Genomic DNA, 19,850 nt, shown 5'->3' on the forward strand with positions numbered 1-19,850 from the left:
GTGCCGCTCGCCGAGATCATGCTGGTCGTCCTGTGGGTCGGCCTGAGCGCGTACGTGCTGTTCGGCGGCGCCGACTTCGGCGGCGGCGTGTGGGACCTGCTGGCCGGCGGCGCCGAGCGCGGGCGCCCGCAGCGGACGCTGGTGGAGCACTCCATCGGCCCGGTATGGGAGACCAACCACGTCTGGCTGATCTTCGTCATCGTCATCACGTGGACGGGCGTCCCTTCGGTGTTCGCCGCGATCGCCTCGACCCTCTACATCCCGCTGACGCTGGTGGCGCTCGGCATCATCGCGCGCGGCGCCGCGTTCGCGTTCCGCAAGGCCAGCACGGAGCCGTGGCAGCAGCGGCTGTTCGGCGCCACGTTCGCGTTCTCCTCGCTGGTCACGCCGTTCTTCCTCGGGACCGTGGCCGGGGCGGTCGCCTCGCGCCGCGTCCCGCCCGGCGTGGCGGAGGGCGACCTCGTCTCCAGCTGGCTGAACCCGACCTCGGCGGTCAGCGGCGCCCTCGCGGTCGGGACGGCCGCCTACCTCGCCGCGGTCTACCTCACCCGCGACGCCGAGCGCGGCGGCGAGACGGACCTGAGCGAGCAGTTCCGGCGGCGCGCGCTCGTCACGGGCGTGGCGGTCGGTGTGCTGTCGGCCGCCGGGCTGCTGGTACTGCGCGCCGACGCGCCCCACCTGTTCGACGAGCTGACCTCCGGACGCGCGCTGCCGCTGCTGGTGGTGTCGATCGCGGCCGGGCTCGCCTCGCTGGTGCTGCTGTGGCGCCGCGCCTACGTCGCCGTCCGCGCGACGGCGGCGCTGGCCGTCCTCGGACTGCTGTGGGGATGGGGCCTCGGCCAGTACCCCCACCTGCTGCCGGGCGTCGACCTGGACGACGCGGCTGCGACCCGCGCCGTCCTGGCCGCGAGCCTGGGCTCCCTGGCGGTCGGCGCCGTCCTGCTCCTGCCGTCCCTCTGGTGGCTGTACACGACGTTCCAGCGCGAGCACCTCGCCGACCACGGCGAGTAAGACCCGCGCTCGGGCGTCTTTCGGTCAGGCCGGTCTCAGCAAGACCGGGAGGGCGCGGTGGCCGTTGGAGATGAACGACTCCACCGGCCGCAGCTCGTCCGGGCCGACCGCGAGGGCGAGGTCGGGGAACCGCTCGAACAGCGCGGGCAGCGCGACCCGCGCCTCCAGCCGGGCCAGCGGCGCGCCGAGGCAGAAGTGCGCGCCGTGCCCGAACGCCAGGTGCTCCTTGCCCGGACGGGTGGCGTCGAACCGGTCCGCGTCGTCCCCGTGCAGCGCCGGGTCCCGTCCGGCCGCCGCGTAGCCCGCGAGGATCGCCTCGCCCTTCGCGATGGTCACGCCGTCCACCTCGATGTCCTCCACCGCGTACCGCAGCGGCAGGTTCGCGACGGGCGCCTGCCAGCGCAGCGCCTCCTCGATCACCTCGCTCCACGGCACGCTCCCCGCGCGGACGAGCGCGCGCTGCCCGGGATGGGTGAGGACGGCCGCGATGGCGTGGTCGAGCAGGTTCACCGTCGTCTCGTGCCCGGCGGAGATCATCAGGATCAGCGTGCCGACCAGCTCCGGCTCGCTCAGCCGCGAGCCGTCGTCGTCGCGGGCCGCGATGAGGACGCTCGCCAGGTCGTCGCCCGGCGCGGCGCGCTTCGCGGCGACGAGGTCCTCCATGATCTCGTACAGCTCCCGCTGGTTGGCGGCGGAGTCCGCCGGGCCCAGCGCGGTGTTGAACACGCCGTCGACGACGCGGCGCAGGGCCGGGCGCGTGCCGTCCGGGATGCCGAACAGGCGGCAGATCACCTCGATCGGGATCGGGTAGGCGAAGCCCTCCCGCAGGTCCGCCGGCCCCGGCGGCAGCGCGGCGAGACGGTCGAGCAGATCATGGGTGATCTCCTCGATCCGGGGGCGCAGCGCCTCGGTGCGGCGCGGGGTGAAGGCCCGCGAGACCAGCGAGCGCAGCCGCCGGTGGTCCTCGCCGTACGCGGTGAACATGTTCCTCACCGACACCCACGAGTCCAGCGGCCAGTCGCCGGGGACCTCGTTGCCGATCCATTTCGTCCAGTGCAGGTCGGGGTCCTTGGAGACGCGGGGATCGGCCAGTAGCCGTTTCAGCGGTTCGTGGCCGGTCACCGCCCACGCGACGACACCGCCGGGCAGTTCCACCGGCGTGACCGTTCCGCGTGCCCGGATCTTCGCCGCCTCGCCTTGGATATCGCTGCCGGACGGGTCAATGACATACGGGTGGTCCATTAAGGCTCTCCACAACTCGGTCGGGACGGAACGGCGCAGGATGACGCTGCCAACCTACGGCGCGGGGGTCCCGCCGACTACGTCACCAAATGGATGGATTGACCTTTCCTGACCACTATTTAGTGGATCGCCCGCCAATGTCCCCGGCCGCGATAATGGGCTGACCGGGAAGTCATCCGCCAATATCGAAAATAGAGGACCCCGGGTGGCGCGGCGGCGGCCGATGAGTTTCGGGGACGCGCCGGGTCGGTACCACCGAACACACCCACCCTGCGGGAGGTACCGATGACCACCGATGGATTCACCACGTGCCTGTGGTTCGACGGCCGGGCCGAGGAGGCGGCGCACCACTACGTCTCGATCTTCAAGAACGCGCGGCTCGGTGCCGTCCTGCGCACGAACGACGCAGGCCCAGGCCCCGCCGGGGCGGTCCTGACGGTCGAGTTCGAGATCAACGGCCAGCGGTTCGTCGGGCTGAACGGCGGCCCCGAGTTCACCTTCACCGAGGCGATCTCGTTCCAGATCCTCTGCGACGACCAGGAGGAGGTCGACCACTACTGGACCCGCCTCCTTGAGGACGGCGGCCAGGAGGCCCGGTGCGGCTGGCTGAAGGACAAGTTCGGCGTGTCCTGGCAGGTCGTCCCCAAGGCGTTCCTGGAGATGGCCCACGACCCCGACCAGGAGAAGGCGGCGCGCGCCACCAAGGCCATGCTCTCCATGGTCAAGCTCGACATCGCCGCGCTGCGGCGGGCCTACGACGGCGAGTAGGGCGCTTCTTATGGGTCTTGTTCGTCGCGCAACAGAACGTAGATCCATAAGAAGCGCCCTAGCCGCCCCGGCCGGCGTCCGGCCCGTGGATCGAGACGCGGGTGACGCCGGGGATCGTCTGGGCGAGGATGCCGGCGATCCGCCGGGCGGACGCGTCGGCCCGGCCGCGCAGCTCCACGACACCGCCGTCGACCGAGACGTCCCAGCCGGAGCCCGGCGGGCCGTACTCGGCGATGGCGGTCACGACGTCGTCGCGGATGCGGGCGTCGCCGCGCGCCAGGACGGCGATGAGGTCGCGGCGGCCGACGATGCCCACGACGTCGTGGCCGTCCACCACCGGGACGCTCTTGACCCGGGTGCTCATCATCGTCTCGGCCAGCTCGGCGACGTCGGCGCCCGGCCGGACGGTCCGGACGTCGCGCGTCATGACGTCCGCGACCCGGCGCGGCGTCGGCGTCCGGGACGAGGGGAGCGGCCGGGCGAACGCCCGGGGGTCGGCGTCGAACTCGCCGCGCAGCAGGTCCATCTCGCTGACGATGCCGACGAGCCGCCCGGTGCCCTCCACGACGGGCAGCGCGGTGATGTCGTGCTCGTCCAGGACGCGGATGGCCTGGCGCACGGTGGCCGACGGCGGGATCGTCACGACGGGAGAGGTCATCGCCTCGCGGACCAGCATGGAGTTCTCCTTCGGTCGCGCCTCCCTGCCACCTGTCCCCACGCCCGGACGATCGTAAGCATGGCCGCCGCCACGCGGCGGTGATCCGCCCCCGGGAAAGGCGCGGTCCCGGTGTCCGGAACCTCCGCACCCCGCGCCCCGCGGGTGGGCCGGCCGCCCCGGGCGTCCTAGAGTGTCGGCGTCATGCGAGTGCCACTGGTGATCGTCGGCGCGGCGCTGCTGCTGGCCGCCGCCGGGGACGGGCTGCCCGCGCGGGGCATCGGGCACGCGCCGGGTGCCGAGGGCGTCGCGGGCCGTCCCGTGATCGACGCGGCGATCGGACGGTGCGGCGCGGGCTGGACGCGGCCGCACGCGGGGTCCCAGACGCTCCTGGTGCGCAACGGCGGCAGCGCCGTCGCGGAGGTCACGCTCGTCGACGCGGCGAGCGGCGCCGTGTTCGCCGAGATCGAGGGTCTGGCCCCGGGGACCGTCCGGCCGATGCGGGTGCGGCTCGGCGCGGGCGCGTACGCGTTCCGCTGCGCCGACGACGGGGCGGGCGACCCGGTCACCGGGCCGCCGGTCCGGATCGGCGGCCCGGGACGCGGCGGTCCCGCCGTCCTCCCGGTCGGCGAGAACGACCTGTACGGCCCGGCGCACGCCTACGGCCGGTACGTCACGGCGGGCCTCGGCCGCCTCATCGCCAGGACCGGCGCCCTGCGCGCCGCCGTCCACGCCGGGGACCTGGACGCGGCGCGGGCCGCCTGGACGCCCGCCCACCTGGCCTACGAGCGGCTCGGCGCGGCCTACGGCGCGTTCGGCGACCTCGACGGCGCGATCAACGGGCTGCCGGACGGGCTGGCCCGGGGCGTCCGGGACGCGGGCTTCACCGGCTTCCACCGGCTGGAGCACGGGCTGTGGCACGGCGAGGCGATGGCGGCGCTGGAAGGCCCGGCCGACCGCCTCGTCCGCGACGTCCGGGCCCTGCGCCGCGAGTTCGACGGCGCGCGCGTGGATCCCGCCGACCTGCCGCTGCGCGCACACGAGATCCTGGAGGACACCCTGCGTTTCCAGCTCACCGGCGCCGCCGACCAGGGGAGCGGCACCACGCTGCGGACGGCGGCGGCCAACCTGGAGGGCACCAGGGAGGTGCTCGGCGTGCTCCGCCCGGTGCTGCGGCCGAGGTTCCCCGCCCTCGCCGAGGCCGACTCCTGGCTGGACCGCCTGGACGACCAGCTGAGGGGTCGATCGTCGGTGGACGCGCTGCCGAGGGAGCGGCGCGAGAAGCTGAACGGGACGGTGGGGCGGCTGGTGGAACTGCTCGCGTCCGTCGCCACCGTCGCGCAGCCGAGGCTTCCCCGGTGAGCGGGAAGCGCGCGACCGGCCGCCGCTCGTTCCTGCGCGGCGCGCTCGCCGCCGGGGCGACCGGGGCCGCCGGTCTGGCGGCGGGCCCGTCCGCCGTCGCGGGCCCCTCGCCCGCCACCGCCGGAACGGCGCGGGGCCGGTCGTTCTACGGCGAGCACCAGGCGGGCGTCCTGGAGGAGCCCCGGCGGCGGACGGTCGTCGCGTCCTTCGACGTCATCGCCGACGGGCGCCGCGAGCTAACCGACCTGCTCCGCGCCCTCACCGATCGCGCCCGCGCCCTGATGGCCGGGGGAGCGCCGGACGAGGCGGGGATCGCCGCGCCGCCCGCCGACTCGGGTGTGCTGGGCCCGGACGTACCCGGTGCGGGGCTGCTGGTGACCGTGGGCGTCGGCGCCTCGCTGTTCGACGGCCGCTACGGTCTGGCAGGCCGCAGGCCGGCGGGCCTCACGCGGATGCGCACTTTCCCCGATGACGCGCTCGACCCGGCCTGGTGCCACGGCGACCTCAGCGTCCAGCTGTCGGCCGGCGACGAGGACACGGTCCTGCGCGCGCTGCGCGACATCACGCGCCACACGCGCGGCGCCGCCCAGGTGCGGTGGCGGATCGGCGGCTTCGCCGGGCCCCCGAGGCCGGACGGCGCGCCCCGCAACCTGCTGGGCTTCAAGGACGGCACCGCCAACCCGGACGCGTCCGACGCCCGCGCGATGGACCGGCTGGTGTGGCTCGGCGGGCCCGGCGGGACGTCCGGCGGCTCGTACGTGGTGATCCGGCTGATCCGGACGCTGGTGGAGTTCTGGGACCGGGTCGGGCTCCCCGAGCAGGAGCAGATGTTCGGCCGCTCCCGCGACACCGGCGCGCCGCTGGACGGCGTCCGCGAGACCGACGAGCCCCGCTACGCCGAGGACCCGGTCGGCAAGGTGATCCCGCTGACCAGCCACATCCGGCTGGCCAACCCCCGCACGCCCGCGACGGACGGCGAGCGGATCCTGCGGCGCAGCTTCAACTACGACCGGGAGACGGACGGGGCCGGGAACCTCGACATGGGCCTGATCTTCACCTGCTACCAGCGGGACGTCCGGCGGCAGTTCGAGGCGGTGCAGGACCGGCTGGCGGGCGAGCCCCTGACCGACTACGTCAGCCCGTTCGGCGGCGGGTACTTCCTGGTGCTGCCGGGAGTGCGGGGCGCGGCGGACTTCCTCGGCCGCGGCTTGATCACCTAAGGTCGGACGGACGGCAGGGAGGCGGCATGGGCGACCGGCAGCGGACCAGGCGGCGGGCGGCGGCCGCGGCGGCGGCCGGGGCGCTGGTCCTGGCGGCGGTGCCGGGATGCGCGTCCGGCGGCGACGGCGGCAAGGAGCCCACCGGACGGGACCGGACGGCGCTCACCGCGTCCGGGACGTCCTCGCGGCCCCGGACGCCGATCGAGCACGTCGTCGTGATCTTCGGTGAGAACATCTCGTTCGACCACTACTTCGGCACCTACCCGAAGGCCGCCAACACCGACGGGACGTGGTTCACCCCGTCCCGGCGCACGCCCCGCGCCGACGGGCTGACCAAGCGGCTGCTCAAGCGCAACCCCAACCGGTACAACCCGAAGCGCCTCGCACACGAGCAGGCGCTCACCTGCGACCAGGACCACTCGTACGCCAACGAGCAGAAGGCCGTGAACGGCGGGCGGATGGACAAGTTCGTCGAATTCACCGAGCGCGACAAGTGCACCGGTCAGCCGATCCTGTACGGCGCGCCCGGCCTGGTCATGGACTACTACGACGGCAACACCGTCACCGCGCTGTGGAACTACGCCCAGCACTACGCGATGAGCGACAACTCCTGGGACACCATCTTCGGCCCGTCCACGCCGGGCGCGCTCAACCTCGCCTCCGGGCAGACCCACGGCGCCTATGCCGTCGACCCGTACACCCACAAGAGGGTCACCGACGCCTCGGTCGTCCAGTCGCCGGACAAGAACGGGATCGGGTCGGTCATCAACGACCCGCAGCCGGCGTTCGACGACTGCTCGGCCAAGAACCACACCGCCCACAACAACCTCGCGGTGATGACCGGCACGAACGTCGGCGACCTGCTCAACCGGAAGAAGGTCACCTGGGGCTGGTTCCAGGGCGGGTTCCGCCCGACCGGCAAGGAGAACGGCTACGCGGTCTGCGGCGCGGCGCACCAGAACATCGGCGGGAACCAGGTCATCGACTACATCCCGCACCACCAGCCGTTCCAGTACTACAAGTCCACGGCCAACGAGAAGCACCTGCCGCCGTCCTCGCCCGCCGCGATCGGCCGGACCGACCGGGCCAACCACCAGTACGACCTGGCCGACTTCGACACCGCGCTGAAGGGCGGCCGCCTGCCCGCGGTCAGCTTCCTCAAGGCGCCCGCCTACCAGGACGGCCACGCCGCCTACTCCGACCCGCTGGACGAGCAGCGCTTCGTCGCCGAGTCCGTCAACAGCATCCAGAGGTCGCGGGAGTGGAAGTCGACCGTGATCGTGATCGCCTACGACGACTCCGACGGCTGGTACGACCACCGGGCGCCCCGCATCCTCAACGGCTCGTCGGACGCGGCGGTGGACACCCCGCAGTGCGGCAAGGTCCCCGCCGCGGGCGGCCACCAGGACCGCTGCGGCCCGAGCCAGCGCCTGCCGCTGCTGGTGATCTCCCCGTACGCGCGGGTCAACCACATCGACCACCGCTTCACCGAGCAGACCTCGGTGCTGAGGTTCATCGAGGACAACTGGGGACTCGGCCGCATCGGCGGCACGTCCTTCGACGCGCGGGCGGGCGGCCTGGACGGGCTGCTGGACCTGCGCCGCCCGCGCGCGGGCAGGCTCCTCCTCGATCCGAAGACGGGCGCCCCGGCCCGCTGACCGCGCCCGGGGAGGCGGGGACCCGCCTCCCCTGGGGCGCGCTCAGCCCGCCCGGTCGCGCTCGGCGGCGAGCTGGAGCGCCACGTCGATGATCATGTCCTCCTGGCCGCCGACGTAGCCGGCCTCACCGACCTTCTGCAGGATCGCGTGCGCGGGCACTCCGTACCGCTCGGCGGCGCGCTCGGCGTGCAGCAGGAAGCTGGAGTACACACCCGCGTAGCCCTGCGTGATCGCGCCCCGGTCGGCGAACGGCAGCCGGTGCAGGAACGGCTTGACCACCTCGTCGGCGGCGGCCAGCGCCCCCTGGACGTCGACGCCGGTCGGGACGCCGAGCCGCTCGAACGTCGCGACCAGCACCTCGGTGGGGGAGTTGCCAGCCCCGGCGCCGAGCGCGCACAGCGCCCCGTCGATCTGCAGGGCGCCGTTCTGCTGGGCCAGGACGGAGTTCGCGACGCCGAGCGAGAGGTTCTGATGGCCGTGGAAGCCCACCTGCGCCTCGTGCCCGATCTCCTTGACCAGCGCGCTGATCCGCTCCTGCGCGTCGCCGAGGACGAGGGCCCCGGCGGAGTCGACGACGTAGACGCACTGCGCGCCGCCGTCCACCATGATCCGCGCCTGCCGCGCCAGCTCCTCCGGCCCGATCCGGTGCGAGAGCATCAGGAACCCGACGGTCTCCATCCCGAGGTCGCGGGCGGCGGCGAAGTGCTGGAGCGACACGTCCGCCTCGGTGCAGTGGGTGGCGACGCGGGCGACCGACGCCCCGGCGCCGTGGGCCATGCGCAGGTCCTCCACCGTCCCGAGCCCGGGCAGCAGCAGGACGGCGATCTTCGCGCGCTCGGCCTCGTCCACGGCCGCCGCGACGAGCTTGACGTCGTCCTCCAGTGAGAACCCGTAGTTGAAGGACGAGCCGCCGAGGCCGTCGCCGTGGGTGACCTCGATGACCTCCACGCCGGCGCTGTCCAGGGCGTGCACGACGCCGCGCACCTGCCCCTCGGTGAAGCGGTGCGCCATCGCATGGCTCCCGTCCCGCAGCGTGGAGTCGGTGATCCTGATCTTGGCTGGAGCTTGTTGGCTCATGCCGTGCTCGCTCATGCTGTGGCCTTCCTGCGCGCCAGCTGCTCGCCCACGCGGGCGGCGGCCGCGGTCATGATGTCGAGGTTGCCGGCCCAGGGCGGCAGGTGGTCGCCGTTGCCGCGGACCTCCAGGAAGATCGCGACGCGGGCCATCCCGTTCCAGAGGTCGCGGGGCCCGTCGAACTGCGGCTCGGCGCGCAGCGTGTAGCCGGGGACGTAGGCGGCGACCTCGGCGACCATCTTGCGGATCGACTCGGCGACGGCGCGCGTGTCCGCGTCGGACGGGATGGCGCAGTACACGGTGTCCCGCATGATCATCGGCGGGGTCACCGGGTTCAGGATGATGATCGCCTTGCCCCGCGCGGCGCCGCCGACCCGCTCGATGGCGCGGGCCGTGGTCTGGGTGAACTCGTCGATGTTGGCCCGCGTGCCCGGACCGGCCGAGCGGGACGCGATCGACGCGATGATCTCGGCGTAGGGCACCGGGACGACGGACGAGACGGCGTGCACGATCGGGATCGTCGCCTGCCCCCCGCACGTGATCATGTTGAGGTTCGGGGCGTCCGACAGCGTGTCCAGGTTCACCGGCGGGCACACGAACGGCCCGGTGGCGGCGGGCGTGAGGTCCACGGCGGCGATGCCCGCGGCCTCGTAGCGCGGGGCGTTGGCCAGGTGCGCCTTGGCCGAGGTGGCCTCGAACACCAGGTCGGGCAGGACGGGCTGGTCCAGCAGCCAGTCCACGCCGTCCGCCGAGGCGGGGACGCCCATCCTGCGGGCGCGGTCCAGGCCGTCGGAGGCGGGGTCCACCCCGACCATCGAGTGGACGTCGATCAGCTCGCTGCGCAGCAGCTTGACCAGCAGGTCGGTGCCGATGTTCCCGGGACCGACGATGGCGGCGCTCAGCCTGCCCACGATGCCTCCCTTCCGAACGGGGCGGGCACGGAGCCCGTCCCGGCGAACGTCGTCGTCAAGGGAGTGATGGGAGTGCCGCTCGCGTACGCGTCGAGCAGTGCGCTCGCGGCCTTCTCCACGGAACCCGGGTCCATGGTCTTCCTCTCGTTGTCTGCGCGGACCGAGCCTCGCCCGCGCGGCCGCCGGGGGCAACGAACGCGTCCCACCTGGCGGGACGCGTCTCCTACAGTGGGGTCATGCCGTCCGACGACACCTTCCTGCGCCGCGCCGTCGCGGTGCTGACCGCCTTCCGGGCGGACGACGACGGCCTGGGCGCCGCCGAGCTGGCGCGCCGCAGCGGCCTGCCGAAGTCCACGGCGCACCGGATCGCCCTCGACCTGGTCGAGGCGGGGCTGCTGGAGCGGCAGGGCCGGCGGGTCCGGCTCGGGCTGAAGCTGTTCGAGATCGGCCAGCGGGTCCCGCGGCAGCGGGTACTGCGCGACGCGGCCGTGCCCTACATGTCCGATCTCCGGGAGGCGACCCGGCAGACCGTCCATCTGGCGGTGCTGGAGGGCGCCGAGGTGGTCTACGTCGAGATCCTGGGCACGCCCGGCGGCCCGCCGATGCCGTCCCAGGTCGGCGGGCGGCTGCCCGCGCACGTGACCGGCGTGGGCAAGGCGATCCTGGCCTTCTCCCCGCCGCCGGTGGTGCGCGCCGTCCTCGCCGCGGGCCTGGTGCGGGCGAGCGACCGCAGCGTCGTCGCGCCGGGTCTGCTGGCCAGGGAGCTCGCCCGGATCCGGGAGGAGGGCGTCGCCTACGACCGGGAGGAGTCCGGCCACGGCATCGTCTGCGCCGCCAGCCCCGTCCTCGGCCCGGACGGCGAGGCGCTGGGCGCCCTGTCGGTGTCCGGCCGCCCGACCCGGATGCACCTGGCCGCCGTGGCCCCGGCCGTCCACACCGCCGCCCTCACCCTGTCCCGGACGCTCCGCGAGAACGCCCGCCAGACTCCCGCCTGACCGGCGGCGGGGTGCGGGACGAAGCCGTCCGGGCGCGCGCCGGGAAGAAGACCCTCACGGTAGTGCCTTCTTCTCTTACCCCCTCACAGAGTGTCATTGTTTGTATACTGAGCGAAGTGGGCCGGGCATGAGTGGAATCGGGGACGGGAGTTGGACACGCACCGGGAACCTCTTCTTACCGACGGTGCTTCGCGGGGGGCCTGGTCGGCGGCGCGTGCCGGGATCCTCGACCGGCTCGTCTCGGCGCTGCTGCGAGAGAACTTGCTGGACCCGTCCGGCTGCGGGGCGAGCGGGCTGCGGCTCCCCGTGCGGCAGGTCAACTCCGCCGGGCGGCTGGCGGTCGATGGCCCGATCGTCTCCCGCACCGGGCCTTGCGGAGACGAACCGATCACGGATCCGATCCGCTTGCTGGAGGAGCTGGCCCGGCTGGGCCTGCTGCCGCGCGACGGCCTGGACTGGGAGCGGGCCGGTACCGAGATCGCGGCGAGCGTACAGGGCTACGCCATGGCGCTGGACGGCGCGGCGAGGCGGGCGGACGCGCTGCGCACGGGCGGTGGCTGGGACGGGGCGCGACCGTTCACCGCACTGGTCGAGCGCCTGCCTCCGGGAGCGGTGCTGGCCGGGTTCGAGCAGATGGCCGTGGACGGGCATCCGCTGCATCCGATGGCCCGGAGCAGGATCGGGATGTCCGTGGACGACGTTCGGCGGTACGCGCCCGAGTTCGGTGCCGAGTTCCGGCTGCCGCTCGTCGCGCTGGCCACCGCGGCCGCTTCCGGCGCGGACGGGCGCGACGGCGCCGACCCCTCGGACACCGCCGCCGGCCCGCTCGCGGTGCAGCAGGTGCTCGCGGCCGCCTTCCCGGCGGCGGTCGCGGCGGGCCGGGCCGAGCTGGCGGCGTCCGGTGACGATCCGGGTCGCTACGCGCTGCTTCCGATCCACCCGCACCAGCTGGACCACGCGGTGCCGGCACTGCACCCCGACGCGCTGTCCGACCGGCGGGTGGTCCCCCTGTCGGCGGCGCTGCCGGCGCGGTCGCTGATGTCCACCCGGACGCTGGCGGTCGGCGAGCCCGGCTCCCGGGCACGGCTGCACGTCAAGACGGCCCTCGAAGTACAGATCACCAGTGCGGTGCGCGGGGTCTCCTTCCCGGCGGCGCACAACGGCCCCCGGCTCTCGCGGCTCCTCCTCGACATCGCCGAGCATGACCCCCTGGTCGAGGGTCTGGCCCTCTCCCGGGAACTGGCCGCGGCCTGCCTAGTGCCGCCGGAAACGCCGGGCCCCGCTGACGCCGCCCGCCGCCGGTCCGTCGGCGTGATCCTGCGGGAGGACCCGGAGACGCTGCTGGAACCGGGCGAGGTGGCGCTTCCGGCCGCGGCGCTGCTCGCCCGCTCGCCGCTGACCGGACGGCCCGTCATCGACGACCTGATCACCGAGCTCGCGAACGGGACGAGCCGGGCCCGGGCGGCCGCGCGCTGGCTCCGCCGATACCTGGAGCTGATCGTCCCACCGGCCCTCACCCTGCTGACCCGGTACGGAATAGCGATGGAGGCTCATCCGCAGAACACCGTGCTCGTCCTGCGGGACGCGATGCCGCACCGGGCCATGGTCCGCGACCTCGGCGGCATCGGCATACTGGAGCCGCGGCTCGGCCACCAGGGGTACGCGGTCGATCTGGTCCCCGACTCCGAGCTGTACGTCCCCGACCCCGCGATGCTGCGCGCCCATCTCTGCTTCGCGTTGTTCGTTCACCATCTGGGCGAGCTGGTGCCGGCCGTCGCGGCCGCGGGCGGTCGCCCGGAGCGCACGCTGTGGGGCCTGGTCCGGGGCGTGGCACAGGACTCCTTCCGCCGGATCGCACACGGCGCCCGCGACGAGCGGTCGCTCGCCGACGCCGACGCGCTGCTGCGCTCCCCGTGGCCGCTCAAGCCGCTGCTCCGCATGCGGCTGACCGGCCGGCAGCTCGGCTGGCGCCCGGTGGCGGCGCCCAACCCGGTCAGGCCGGGCGGCCCCGCACCCCGGGCGGCCGGGAGACGACGATGATCTCCGGATGGGGGTGGCTGAGGAAGTCGTGGTGGGAGATCTCCCACGCGTAGGCCCCGGCCAGCGGGAAGACCAGCACGTCACCGGCTCGGATCCGGTCGACCCGGGAATCGCGGGCCAGGACGTCGTTGGGCGTGCACAGCTCGCCGGCGACGGTGAGCGCCGCGTCCGTCAGGATCGGGCGCGGATACGGGTGCGGCCAATCCTCGATCGGCACCACGGCGAACGGATGGCTGTGCCGCCAGGCGGCCGGGAGCCGGAAATGGTGCGTGCCACCGCGCACCACCGCGAACGCGACCCCGTGGGAGCGCTTGAGGTCGAGCACCTCCGCGGCGTAATAGCCGCAGGGCGCGGCCAGGAACCGGCCGGGTTCGAGGATGACCCGGGTCGGCGGCGGCTTCCGGAGGCCCTCGGCGAGGAGCCGGAGGTCGAAACCCGCCGCTCCGCCGGAGTAGTCGACGCCGAACCCGCCGCCGACGTCCAGCACCGGGAGCGGCAGGCCGTACCGGGCCTCCAGCTCCCTCGCGAACCGCATGCAGCCGCCGACGAAATCCAGATACGCGGCGGCGTCGGTGCAGTTGGAAACCGAATGCAGATGCAGCCCCCGTACGGCGATGCCGCGCAGCCGCCGCGCCCGTCCGACCGCCTCGTCGAGATCGGCGGGGTCGATCCCGAACTGGGTGGCGGCCCCGGCCATCCGATGGCTCCCGGCGACCCGCGCGTCCCCCCGGTTCACCCGGATCAGGACCTGGGCCCGCACCCCTGCGCGACCGGCGAACCAGTCGATCCGGTGCAGATCGTGCACGCTCTCGGCATTGATCAGGTCTCCGCCGGCGACGCGCAGGAAACGTGCGATCTCCGCGTCCGACTTGCCCGGACCGTTCAGGATCAACGGAACGCCAGGGGCGACCGCGCGGACCTTGTCCAGCTCCCCGCCCGAGGCGATCTCGAACCCGGTCACCCGCGGAACCAGGGCACCCAGCACGGCCGGATGCGAATTGGCCTTGACCGCGTAGAAGATCTCGACCGCATCCGGGAGCACCGCGCGCATCGACCGCGCCCGCGCGGTCAGCTCGTCCACATCGTAGAAATAGGCGCTCAGCGCGGCCCCGCCACGATGCGAACCGGCCGCCGCGGCCCGGACGGCCGCACGGACGTGGTGGGGAATGCCACTGGCCACCATAGGACTGCCGTCCCCGGGGAGCGGGTCGCTCAGCCGGCCAGGGGCAGTCGCCAGCTCGCCCCGGGCTGGTTGCGCCGCGCCGTCAGGTAGTAGCGCAGGTAGCGGGTCAGTTCATGCCGGGGGAGGGGGACGCCGCGGTCGGCGCGGGCGTCCACGGCCCGGGTGTTGGTGAGGTCGAACCGCTTGCCGTGGTTGAGGTAGGCGCGGTAGAAGCCCACTTCGCTGTCGATGGCGAGCTCCAGCGGGGTGAAGCGGCTGGTGTCGGTGCTCCAGATCGGATCGCCGAAGCCCAGGAGGGCGGTGACGGCCGTCAGCGTTTCGCCGACGGTGGGGGCCGTGGCGTTGGTGAGATGGAAGTAGGTCCCGGGACTGTCAGAGGTCGCGATGGAGACGGCCAGCCGGGCGACATGGTCGATGGGGACCAGGTTGATCTCGATGTCGCGTTCGGCCCGGAAGCGCAGTCGCAGCCCGTCGGGATCGACCCCGAACCTGCGCCGGCCGGCCTCGCGGAGGAGCTGCAAGGACCGCAGGAACCCGTACATGCCGGACCAGTTGAGGCCATGTCCGGTGCGACTGTGGCCGATGACGACACCCGGACGCAGGATGCGGACCCTCATGTCCCGGCCGGCGGCCGCAACCATCCGCTCCCCGAGGATCTTCGTCTCCTCATAGCAGTTGTTGGCCCGCGTGAGGTCGGTGACCGGCGCCTCCAGCATGAGCCCGGTGCGTGCGCCGGTCACGTACGCGGTGCTGATCTGGTTGAACACCTCGGCCCGCGCGCCGCGCGCGAGGTCCAGAACGTGGCGAGTGCCGTCGACGTTGTGGCGTTCGATCTCGGACCGGTGCCGCTCCTCGTACCGGAGCGAGGCCGCGGTGTGCCAGACCTGGGTGGCGCGCGGCGCCCGTGCGGTGTCCACGCCGCAGCCGGGCTCGGTGATGTCGCCGCAGACGGCCGCGACCCGGGAGGCGATCGGCTCGGCCAGGTCGGTCCGGGCGTAGCCCCGCGCCATCGCCGGCAGCGCCGTCCGCAGCCTGGCCGCCGCCTCGGCCTGGTCGCGGCCCCGCACCAGCGCGATCACCTCGTCGTCCGTGCGATCCAGCAGCTCCAGGACCAGGGCGCCGCCGACAAAACCGGTCGCGCCCGTTACCAGATGAACGGTCATCCTTCTTCCCGGGCACCGCGCGAATAATCGCGACCGGACCGCTCACCGACCGCGTCAGCGTGGACGGATGCCGCAGCGGTCTCCGCAGCCGTACGGGCGGCACCCGGCGGCACGGCGGTCGCCGCTTCGGCCGTGAGAGCGGCGATCACAAGGTGGAGCGGACTAAGTTCCGCAGGGATGGCGGGGGGTTTCATCAGGATCCTCCAGGAACCCGTCGATGCGGTGACCCCGTTCCCATAACCCGCCGAGTAAAGACCATTGCTAAGAGTCAGTAGATTCTCCGGCCTTCGCGCTACATTTAGATATCCGGGTGGTGAGATGGCCGAGGGCCAGCAACGCGAAAATGTCGCCGAGGGCGGGGAGGGAGAAAATGAACGGGCGGGGACCGATGGAGTCGGGCTCGTACTCGATCCGGCCATCGGACCTTTGCCGGCTGAGCAGATACGTGACCCCTCGAACCGCCGGCGCGGGATCGTCCTGGCAGCACAGGGCGATCAGTGCGTACGCCGTGCTGATCGGGTCGCTCGGGGCACGGTCCTGGCCGCCCCAGCCGCCGTCGGGCTCCTGGGAGCCGAGGATGAGATCAAGTGCGCGGCGGCGCATCCGCCGGGCGGGTCCGGTCAGCGAACGGGGAACGCGGCTTGAGGCCAGCAGTACCCGGAACAGCGTGTGCAGACGGCTGGAACTCCAGTCGGGTGGGAAGGAGCCGTCCCCGCGCTGCTGCTCGGCGAGGAACGCCAGCCCGGCGCGGATGGTCTCCTCGTGGGCGCCGATGTCCAGGGTGAGAGCGTCGAGGACGGCGGCCGTCGCATAGGGCTCCGCGGGAGCCATGGCGATGTAGGTGGGGAAGCCCCCGTCAGTTCCGCGCACACTGAGCAGTGAGCTGGTGCCGCGCCGGATCGGGCCGGCGTAGTGGACGGCGTCGAGCAGGTGGAGGAACTCCACGGCGACCGAGGTGTTGTCGACGTCGGTCTGGTCGGACAGGTCGGTGTAGGACCAGCCGCCGGCCGGCTGCTGCCGGGCGGCCAGATGTCCGGCCAGCGGCCGCAGGACCGCGGCGGGCGCACCGGCGCTGAACAGCGCGACTCCGGCGGTGGCGGTGCACCAGGTGTCCAGGTCGGTGACGAACGGCAGGCCCCCGTCGGGCCGCTGGTGGGACAGGAACTTGCGCGTCCCTTCGGCGATCACGTCCGCGGTGCCCGGGAGCAGCTTGAGAGCGTGCAGGACCCAGAGGTGAATGAAGACGTTGCCCTCCCAGACGCCCGGGACGCGCTGGGTGGACAACAGCAGTCGGACGTCCTCGTCGTCGACGAGGTGCGGGCACCCGGCCGTCATGGCCAGGACCACCTTGACGGCGGTGACCTGAACGCGGGCCCAACTGTGCAGCCCGGTCAGGTCGGCGGGCCCCGGCGGCTGCGCCAGGCTGCCGTCCCAGAGGGAAAGGAGCGCCACTAAGAGGGCGTGTTTTCGCTCTCTGGTGAAGGCCGGCGCTCGGTCCAGCAGAGATCCCGCGAGTGCGTCCGGTGAGCCGGCGACGTCGCTGAGCGCGACGCGCGCGAGCATGCCGTCGACCGGGTCGCCGCTGTGCCGCGACCGCAGGAAGCGGATGCAGGGCTCTTGCCGGTCCGGTCGCTGGCCGGTCTGCTGCAGTAGGCGCAGCGCCAGAGCCGTCTCCAAGGCCCGGCTGCGGCACAGGTCGCGCACCGCGCCGCCGTCGTCCACCAGGTCCAGGATCCGGTCACGCAGGCGAGCCGTGGCCTGGGGAAGTTCCGCTGGAAAGAGGCGACGATGCCACGCGGACGGGGGAGCAGAGAGAGGGCGCATCAGTGTTCTCCGGTACTGGTCTGCCTGCGGTACGGGAATGGTGTGGCGGTGCTCTTGGAATAGACGGGAAAGGTGAGGCCGGGCTCCAGCCCGCATTGACCCCCGGGAGGAGCAGAGTTAACGTGAGAATGAGCGGTGACCCTCGGCGGGAGCGCCAAGGAAATGCTTGTTGAACGTGATCTGGCGAGCTTGGAGTTCTGGGCGCGACCACAAGCCGAACGCGACGTGCTGTTCGAGAAACTGCGTGTGGCGCGGGAGCCGGTGTTCTGCCCGCGCCCGGGCGGTCCCGGGTTCTACGCGCTGACGAGATATGAGCAGGTCGCCGGGGCGGCCAGGAATCCAAAGGTGTTCAGTTCGGAACCCACGTCGAGCAGCCTGGTCGATCCCGCTCCCCCGATCCGCGAGTTCTCCGGCTCGATGATCAGTATGGACGACCCGCGCCATGCCCGGCTGCGCCGGATCGTCTCCCGCTCCTTCACCCCGCGCAGGGTCAACAAGATCGCTGACGACGTGGCCGCACTCGCCGCTCATATCGTGGACGAACTGGTGCGCCGGGGGCCGTGCGACTTCACCGCCCACGTCGCCACACCGATGCCGTTGCAGATCATCTGCTCGATGATGGGCGTCCCGGAGTCGGCGTACGACGACGTCGTCGCGGCGACCAACGCCATCCTCACGCTGGGGCGGGGCGATCTCGACTCCTTGGGCCCGGACGGCGAAGGCCGGGAGACCGTGCTCACCGAATCGTTCACCTACCTGCACGAGCTCATGGCCGACCTGGGACGGCTCAGGCGCGAACGCCCCTCCGACGACCTGGTGAGCGCCCTGCTGCATGCCAATGTGGACGGCGAGGCCCTGACCGAGCGTGAGCTGGGGCGCTTCTTCTCGCTCCTGGCGGTGGCCGGCAATGAGACGACCCGCCACGCGCTGTCCCATGCCCTCGTCCTCTTCACGGCCCATCCCGACCAGAAGTCGCTTCTGCTCTCCGACCTGGACAGGCATCTGCCGGGCGCGGTGGAAGAGGTCCTGCGATATGCCACGCCGGTGACCTGGATGCGCCGCACCCTCACCCGTGACCATACTTTATTCGAGCACACCTATCGTGCCGGTGAAAAGGTCGTCCTCTACTACAACTCGGCCAACCGGGACGAAGACGTTTTCAAGGACCCGCACACGTTCGACATTACTCGCGCCCCCAACCCCCATTTCGGGTTCGGTGCTCCGGGGCCGCACTTCTGTCTTGGCTCCCATCTGGCCCGCCACGAGATGACGACGATGCTTCGCGAACTCCTCACACGGCTGCCGGGCCTGCACGCGACCGCGGAACCGGACCGGGAAGGAGGCATTATCACCAACGGGATCAAAGCCCTGCCCTGCGCCTTCTGAGAGGACCGTCCGCGGCACGTCACCACCACCGTCAGTGCTTTTACGAACGGGAGGAGGGACGATGAGTGAACATTCCGGTCCGGAGGTGGGCGCGGGCTGTCCGGCCCACCCCCTTCCCCGGGCGTCCGCGATCGAGCAGCCGAGCCTGCACGCACGGCTGCGTGAGGAGATGCCGGTCGCCTCCATCACCCTTCCCACCGGGGCGCCGGCCTTCCTGGTGACCCGTTACGCCGACGCGCGGACCGTTCTGGACAGCCCCGCGTTCAGCCGTGCCCCCCTCTCGGCGACCAGCTCCGCGGAGATGATCAACCTTCAGCCCGACGCCCCGCCCCCGCTCCGCGAATCGGCCGATCGACAAGGAGCCGGGCATACCATTCCCCACGACCTCGTGACCCGCTTCCTGTCACCGCGCAGCGTGCACGCCATGCGCCCCGCGATCGAACGGATCACGCGGCAGCGGCTGGACGAGCTCGCGGCGTCGCCTCCCCCCGCCGACCTGATGGCGCTCTTGGCGCGCGCCGTTCCGGCGGCGGTGATCTGCGAACTGCTCGGCATCCCCGAAAAGGACCGGCCCTGGTTGCTCGAACGGGCACCCGCCCAGCTGTACTGGTCCCCGGACGAGCACGCCCGGCGCGCCCAGGCCGAACTCGCCGCCTACTTCAAGGACCTGGTCGAGGCCAAGCTACAGGCGGGCGGCCAGGACATGTTCGCGCAGGCGCTCGGCCGGCTCGGGCCCGCGCATACGGTTCCCGTAGAGAAACTGGTCGTGCTGGCCATTCGGCTCGCAGTCGCCGGCTTCCATTCGGTCGGGGTCACCGTCGGCCGCGCCCTGCCGGTCTTGTTGCGCGACCGGCGGCTGTACGCGCGGCTGGCCGTGGACCCGTCCATCCTGGAGAAGGCCGTGGACGAGATGCTGCGCTACACCTCGCCCAGCGACACCGCGCTGCCACGGCTCGCCGTCGATGACGCCGAACTGTCCGGGACGCCCATTCCCGCCGGCAGCATCGTGCTGGTCGCGCTGGACTCGGCCAACCACGATCCGCGCTTCTGGCGCGAGCCGGAGGTCGTCGATCTCGAACGACCAGGGATCGCCCAGCACCTGACCTTCGGCTGGGGCAGCAACCACTGCATCGGCGCGGCCCTCGCCCGCACGGAACTCCGGGTCATCTTCAGCGGCCTGGCCCAGCGCTTCCCTGACCTGCGTCTGGCGATCGCCGAGAAGGACATCCGGTGGCGCGAGGGGATCCTCAGCAACGACCCCCTGGAACTCCCCGTCTCCGGCTGGTGACCGCGGTCCCGCGCATCCCCGGCTCTGCGGCTATGTATTGTCGTGCCAGCACCGGACGAGAACGGGAGTG

At 72.5% G+C, this 19,850-nt stretch carries 17 protein-coding genes; 9 read left to right on the forward strand and 8 right to left on the reverse strand.

Going from position 1 to position 19,850, the window contains the following annotated elements; all coding sequences use genetic code 11:
- Positions 1–1,011 (forward strand): cytochrome d ubiquinol oxidase subunit II, encoded by a 1,011-nt coding sequence (locus E1298_RS07285; protein ID WP_131890241.1) that lies wholly within the window; start codon positions 1–3, stop codon positions 1,009–1,011.
- Positions 1,012–1,035: 24 nt separating this feature from the next.
- On the opposite strand, the gene E1298_RS07290 is transcribed toward E1298_RS07285, so the two are convergent.
- Positions 1,036–2,253, reverse strand: coding sequence for a cytochrome P450 family protein (locus E1298_RS07290; RefSeq protein WP_131890243.1), 1,218 nt, complete (start codon positions 2,251–2,253; stop codon positions 1,036–1,038).
- Between the two features lie 285 nt (positions 2,254–2,538).
- Here E1298_RS07290 and E1298_RS07295 point away from each other — a divergent pair, with 285 nt between their 5' ends.
- Entirely contained in the window at positions 2,539–3,021 is a 483-nt protein-coding gene (locus E1298_RS07295) for a VOC family protein (protein ID WP_131890245.1), read from the forward strand.
- 58 nt (positions 3,022–3,079) lie between these two features.
- On the opposite strand, the gene E1298_RS07300 is transcribed toward E1298_RS07295, so the two are convergent.
- A complete protein-coding gene (locus tag E1298_RS07300; protein ID WP_131890247.1) occupies positions 3,080–3,697 on the reverse strand; it encodes a CBS domain-containing protein in 618 nt (205 codons plus the stop codon).
- Positions 3,698–3,880: 183 nt separating this feature from the next.
- On the opposite strand from E1298_RS07300, the gene E1298_RS07305 reads away from it, so the two are divergent.
- Genes E1298_RS07305 through E1298_RS07315 form a run of 3 tightly spaced genes read left to right on the forward strand, consistent with a single transcriptional unit; the run spans position 3,881 to position 7,916 of the window.
- Positions 3,881–5,038, forward strand: a complete 1,158-nt coding sequence (locus tag E1298_RS07305; protein ID WP_131890249.1) for an EfeM/EfeO family lipoprotein — start codon at positions 3,881–3,883, stop codon at positions 5,036–5,038.
- A complete protein-coding gene (locus E1298_RS07310) occupies positions 5,035–6,258 on the forward strand; it encodes a Dyp-type peroxidase (protein ID WP_131890251.1) in 1,224 nt (407 codons plus the stop codon). Before E1298_RS07305 ends, E1298_RS07310 begins: the two co-directional genes overlap by 4 nt.
- A 26-nt stretch (positions 6,259–6,284) precedes the next feature.
- Entirely contained in the window at positions 6,285–7,916 is a 1,632-nt protein-coding gene (locus E1298_RS07315; protein ID WP_131890253.1) for a phospholipase C, read from the forward strand.
- Positions 7,917–7,958: 42 nt separating this feature from the next.
- Here E1298_RS07315 and dmpG read toward each other — a convergent pair whose 3' ends face one another.
- The 3 genes from dmpG to E1298_RS47865 are packed head-to-tail and all read right to left on the reverse strand — an operon-like array spanning position 7,959 to position 10,035.
- Complete coding sequence (dmpG, locus tag E1298_RS07320) at positions 7,959–9,008, reverse strand: 4-hydroxy-2-oxovalerate aldolase (protein ID WP_243725430.1); 1,050 nt, start codon at positions 9,006–9,008, stop codon at positions 7,959–7,961.
- Entirely contained in the window at positions 9,005–9,901 is an 897-nt protein-coding gene (locus E1298_RS07325) for an acetaldehyde dehydrogenase (acetylating) (protein ID WP_131890255.1), read from the reverse strand. Before E1298_RS07325 ends, dmpG begins: the two co-directional genes overlap by 4 nt.
- Entirely contained in the window at positions 9,889–10,035 is a 147-nt protein-coding gene (locus E1298_RS47865) for a hypothetical protein (RefSeq protein ID WP_165975349.1), read from the reverse strand. The genes E1298_RS07325 and E1298_RS47865 overlap by 13 nt, the downstream gene beginning before the upstream one ends.
- A 102-nt stretch (positions 10,036–10,137) precedes the next feature.
- Between E1298_RS47865 and E1298_RS07330 the strand changes: the two genes are divergently transcribed.
- Both E1298_RS07330 and E1298_RS07335 read left to right on the forward strand, forming a co-directional pair.
- On the forward strand, positions 10,138–10,896 hold the full coding sequence (locus E1298_RS07330; RefSeq protein WP_131890257.1) for an IclR family transcriptional regulator: 759 nt from the start codon (positions 10,138–10,140) through the stop codon (positions 10,894–10,896).
- A 150-nt stretch (positions 10,897–11,046) separates the two neighbouring features.
- A complete protein-coding gene (locus E1298_RS07335; protein ID WP_131890259.1) occupies positions 11,047–12,936 on the forward strand; it encodes an IucA/IucC family protein in 1,890 nt (629 codons plus the stop codon).
- Here E1298_RS07335 and E1298_RS07340 read toward each other — a convergent pair.
- The 3 genes from E1298_RS07340 to E1298_RS07350 all read right to left on the reverse strand — a co-directional run bounded on the left by E1298_RS07340 (position 12,890) and on the right by E1298_RS07350 (position 17,004).
- Positions 12,890–14,119 carry a type III PLP-dependent enzyme gene (locus E1298_RS07340; RefSeq protein ID WP_131890261.1) on the reverse strand — a complete coding sequence of 410 codons (1,230 nt, stop codon included), beginning with the start codon at positions 14,117–14,119 and terminating at the stop codon, positions 12,890–12,892. The genes E1298_RS07335 and E1298_RS07340 overlap by 47 nt on opposite strands.
- Positions 14,120–14,148: 29 nt before the next feature.
- Positions 14,149–15,282: an SDR family oxidoreductase gene (locus E1298_RS07345; RefSeq protein WP_131890263.1), complete on the reverse strand. Its 1,134-nt coding sequence runs from the start codon at positions 15,280–15,282 to the stop codon at positions 14,149–14,151.
- Between the two features lie 261 nt (positions 15,283–15,543).
- Positions 15,544–17,004, reverse strand: a complete 1,461-nt coding sequence (locus tag E1298_RS07350) for a prenyltransferase/squalene oxidase repeat-containing protein (RefSeq protein ID WP_165975350.1) — start codon at positions 17,002–17,004, stop codon at positions 15,544–15,546.
- A 264-nt stretch (positions 17,005–17,268) separates the two neighbouring features.
- On the opposite strand from E1298_RS07350, the gene E1298_RS07355 reads away from it, so the two are divergent.
- Positions 17,269–18,492 (forward strand): cytochrome P450, encoded by a 1,224-nt coding sequence (locus tag E1298_RS07355; protein WP_131890267.1) that lies wholly within the window; start codon positions 17,269–17,271, stop codon positions 18,490–18,492.
- A gap of 61 nt (positions 18,493–18,553) precedes the next feature.
- Positions 18,554–19,780: a cytochrome P450 gene (locus tag E1298_RS07360; protein WP_131890269.1), complete on the forward strand. Its 1,227-nt coding sequence runs from the start codon at positions 18,554–18,556 to the stop codon at positions 19,778–19,780.
- The last annotated feature ends 70 nt before the right edge of the window (positions 19,781–19,850 follow it).

The sequence above is a fragment of the Actinomadura rubrisoli genome (assembly GCF_004349215.1).
In the GTDB taxonomy this organism is placed as follows: domain Bacteria; phylum Actinomycetota; class Actinomycetes; order Streptosporangiales; family Streptosporangiaceae; genus Spirillospora; species Spirillospora rubrisoli.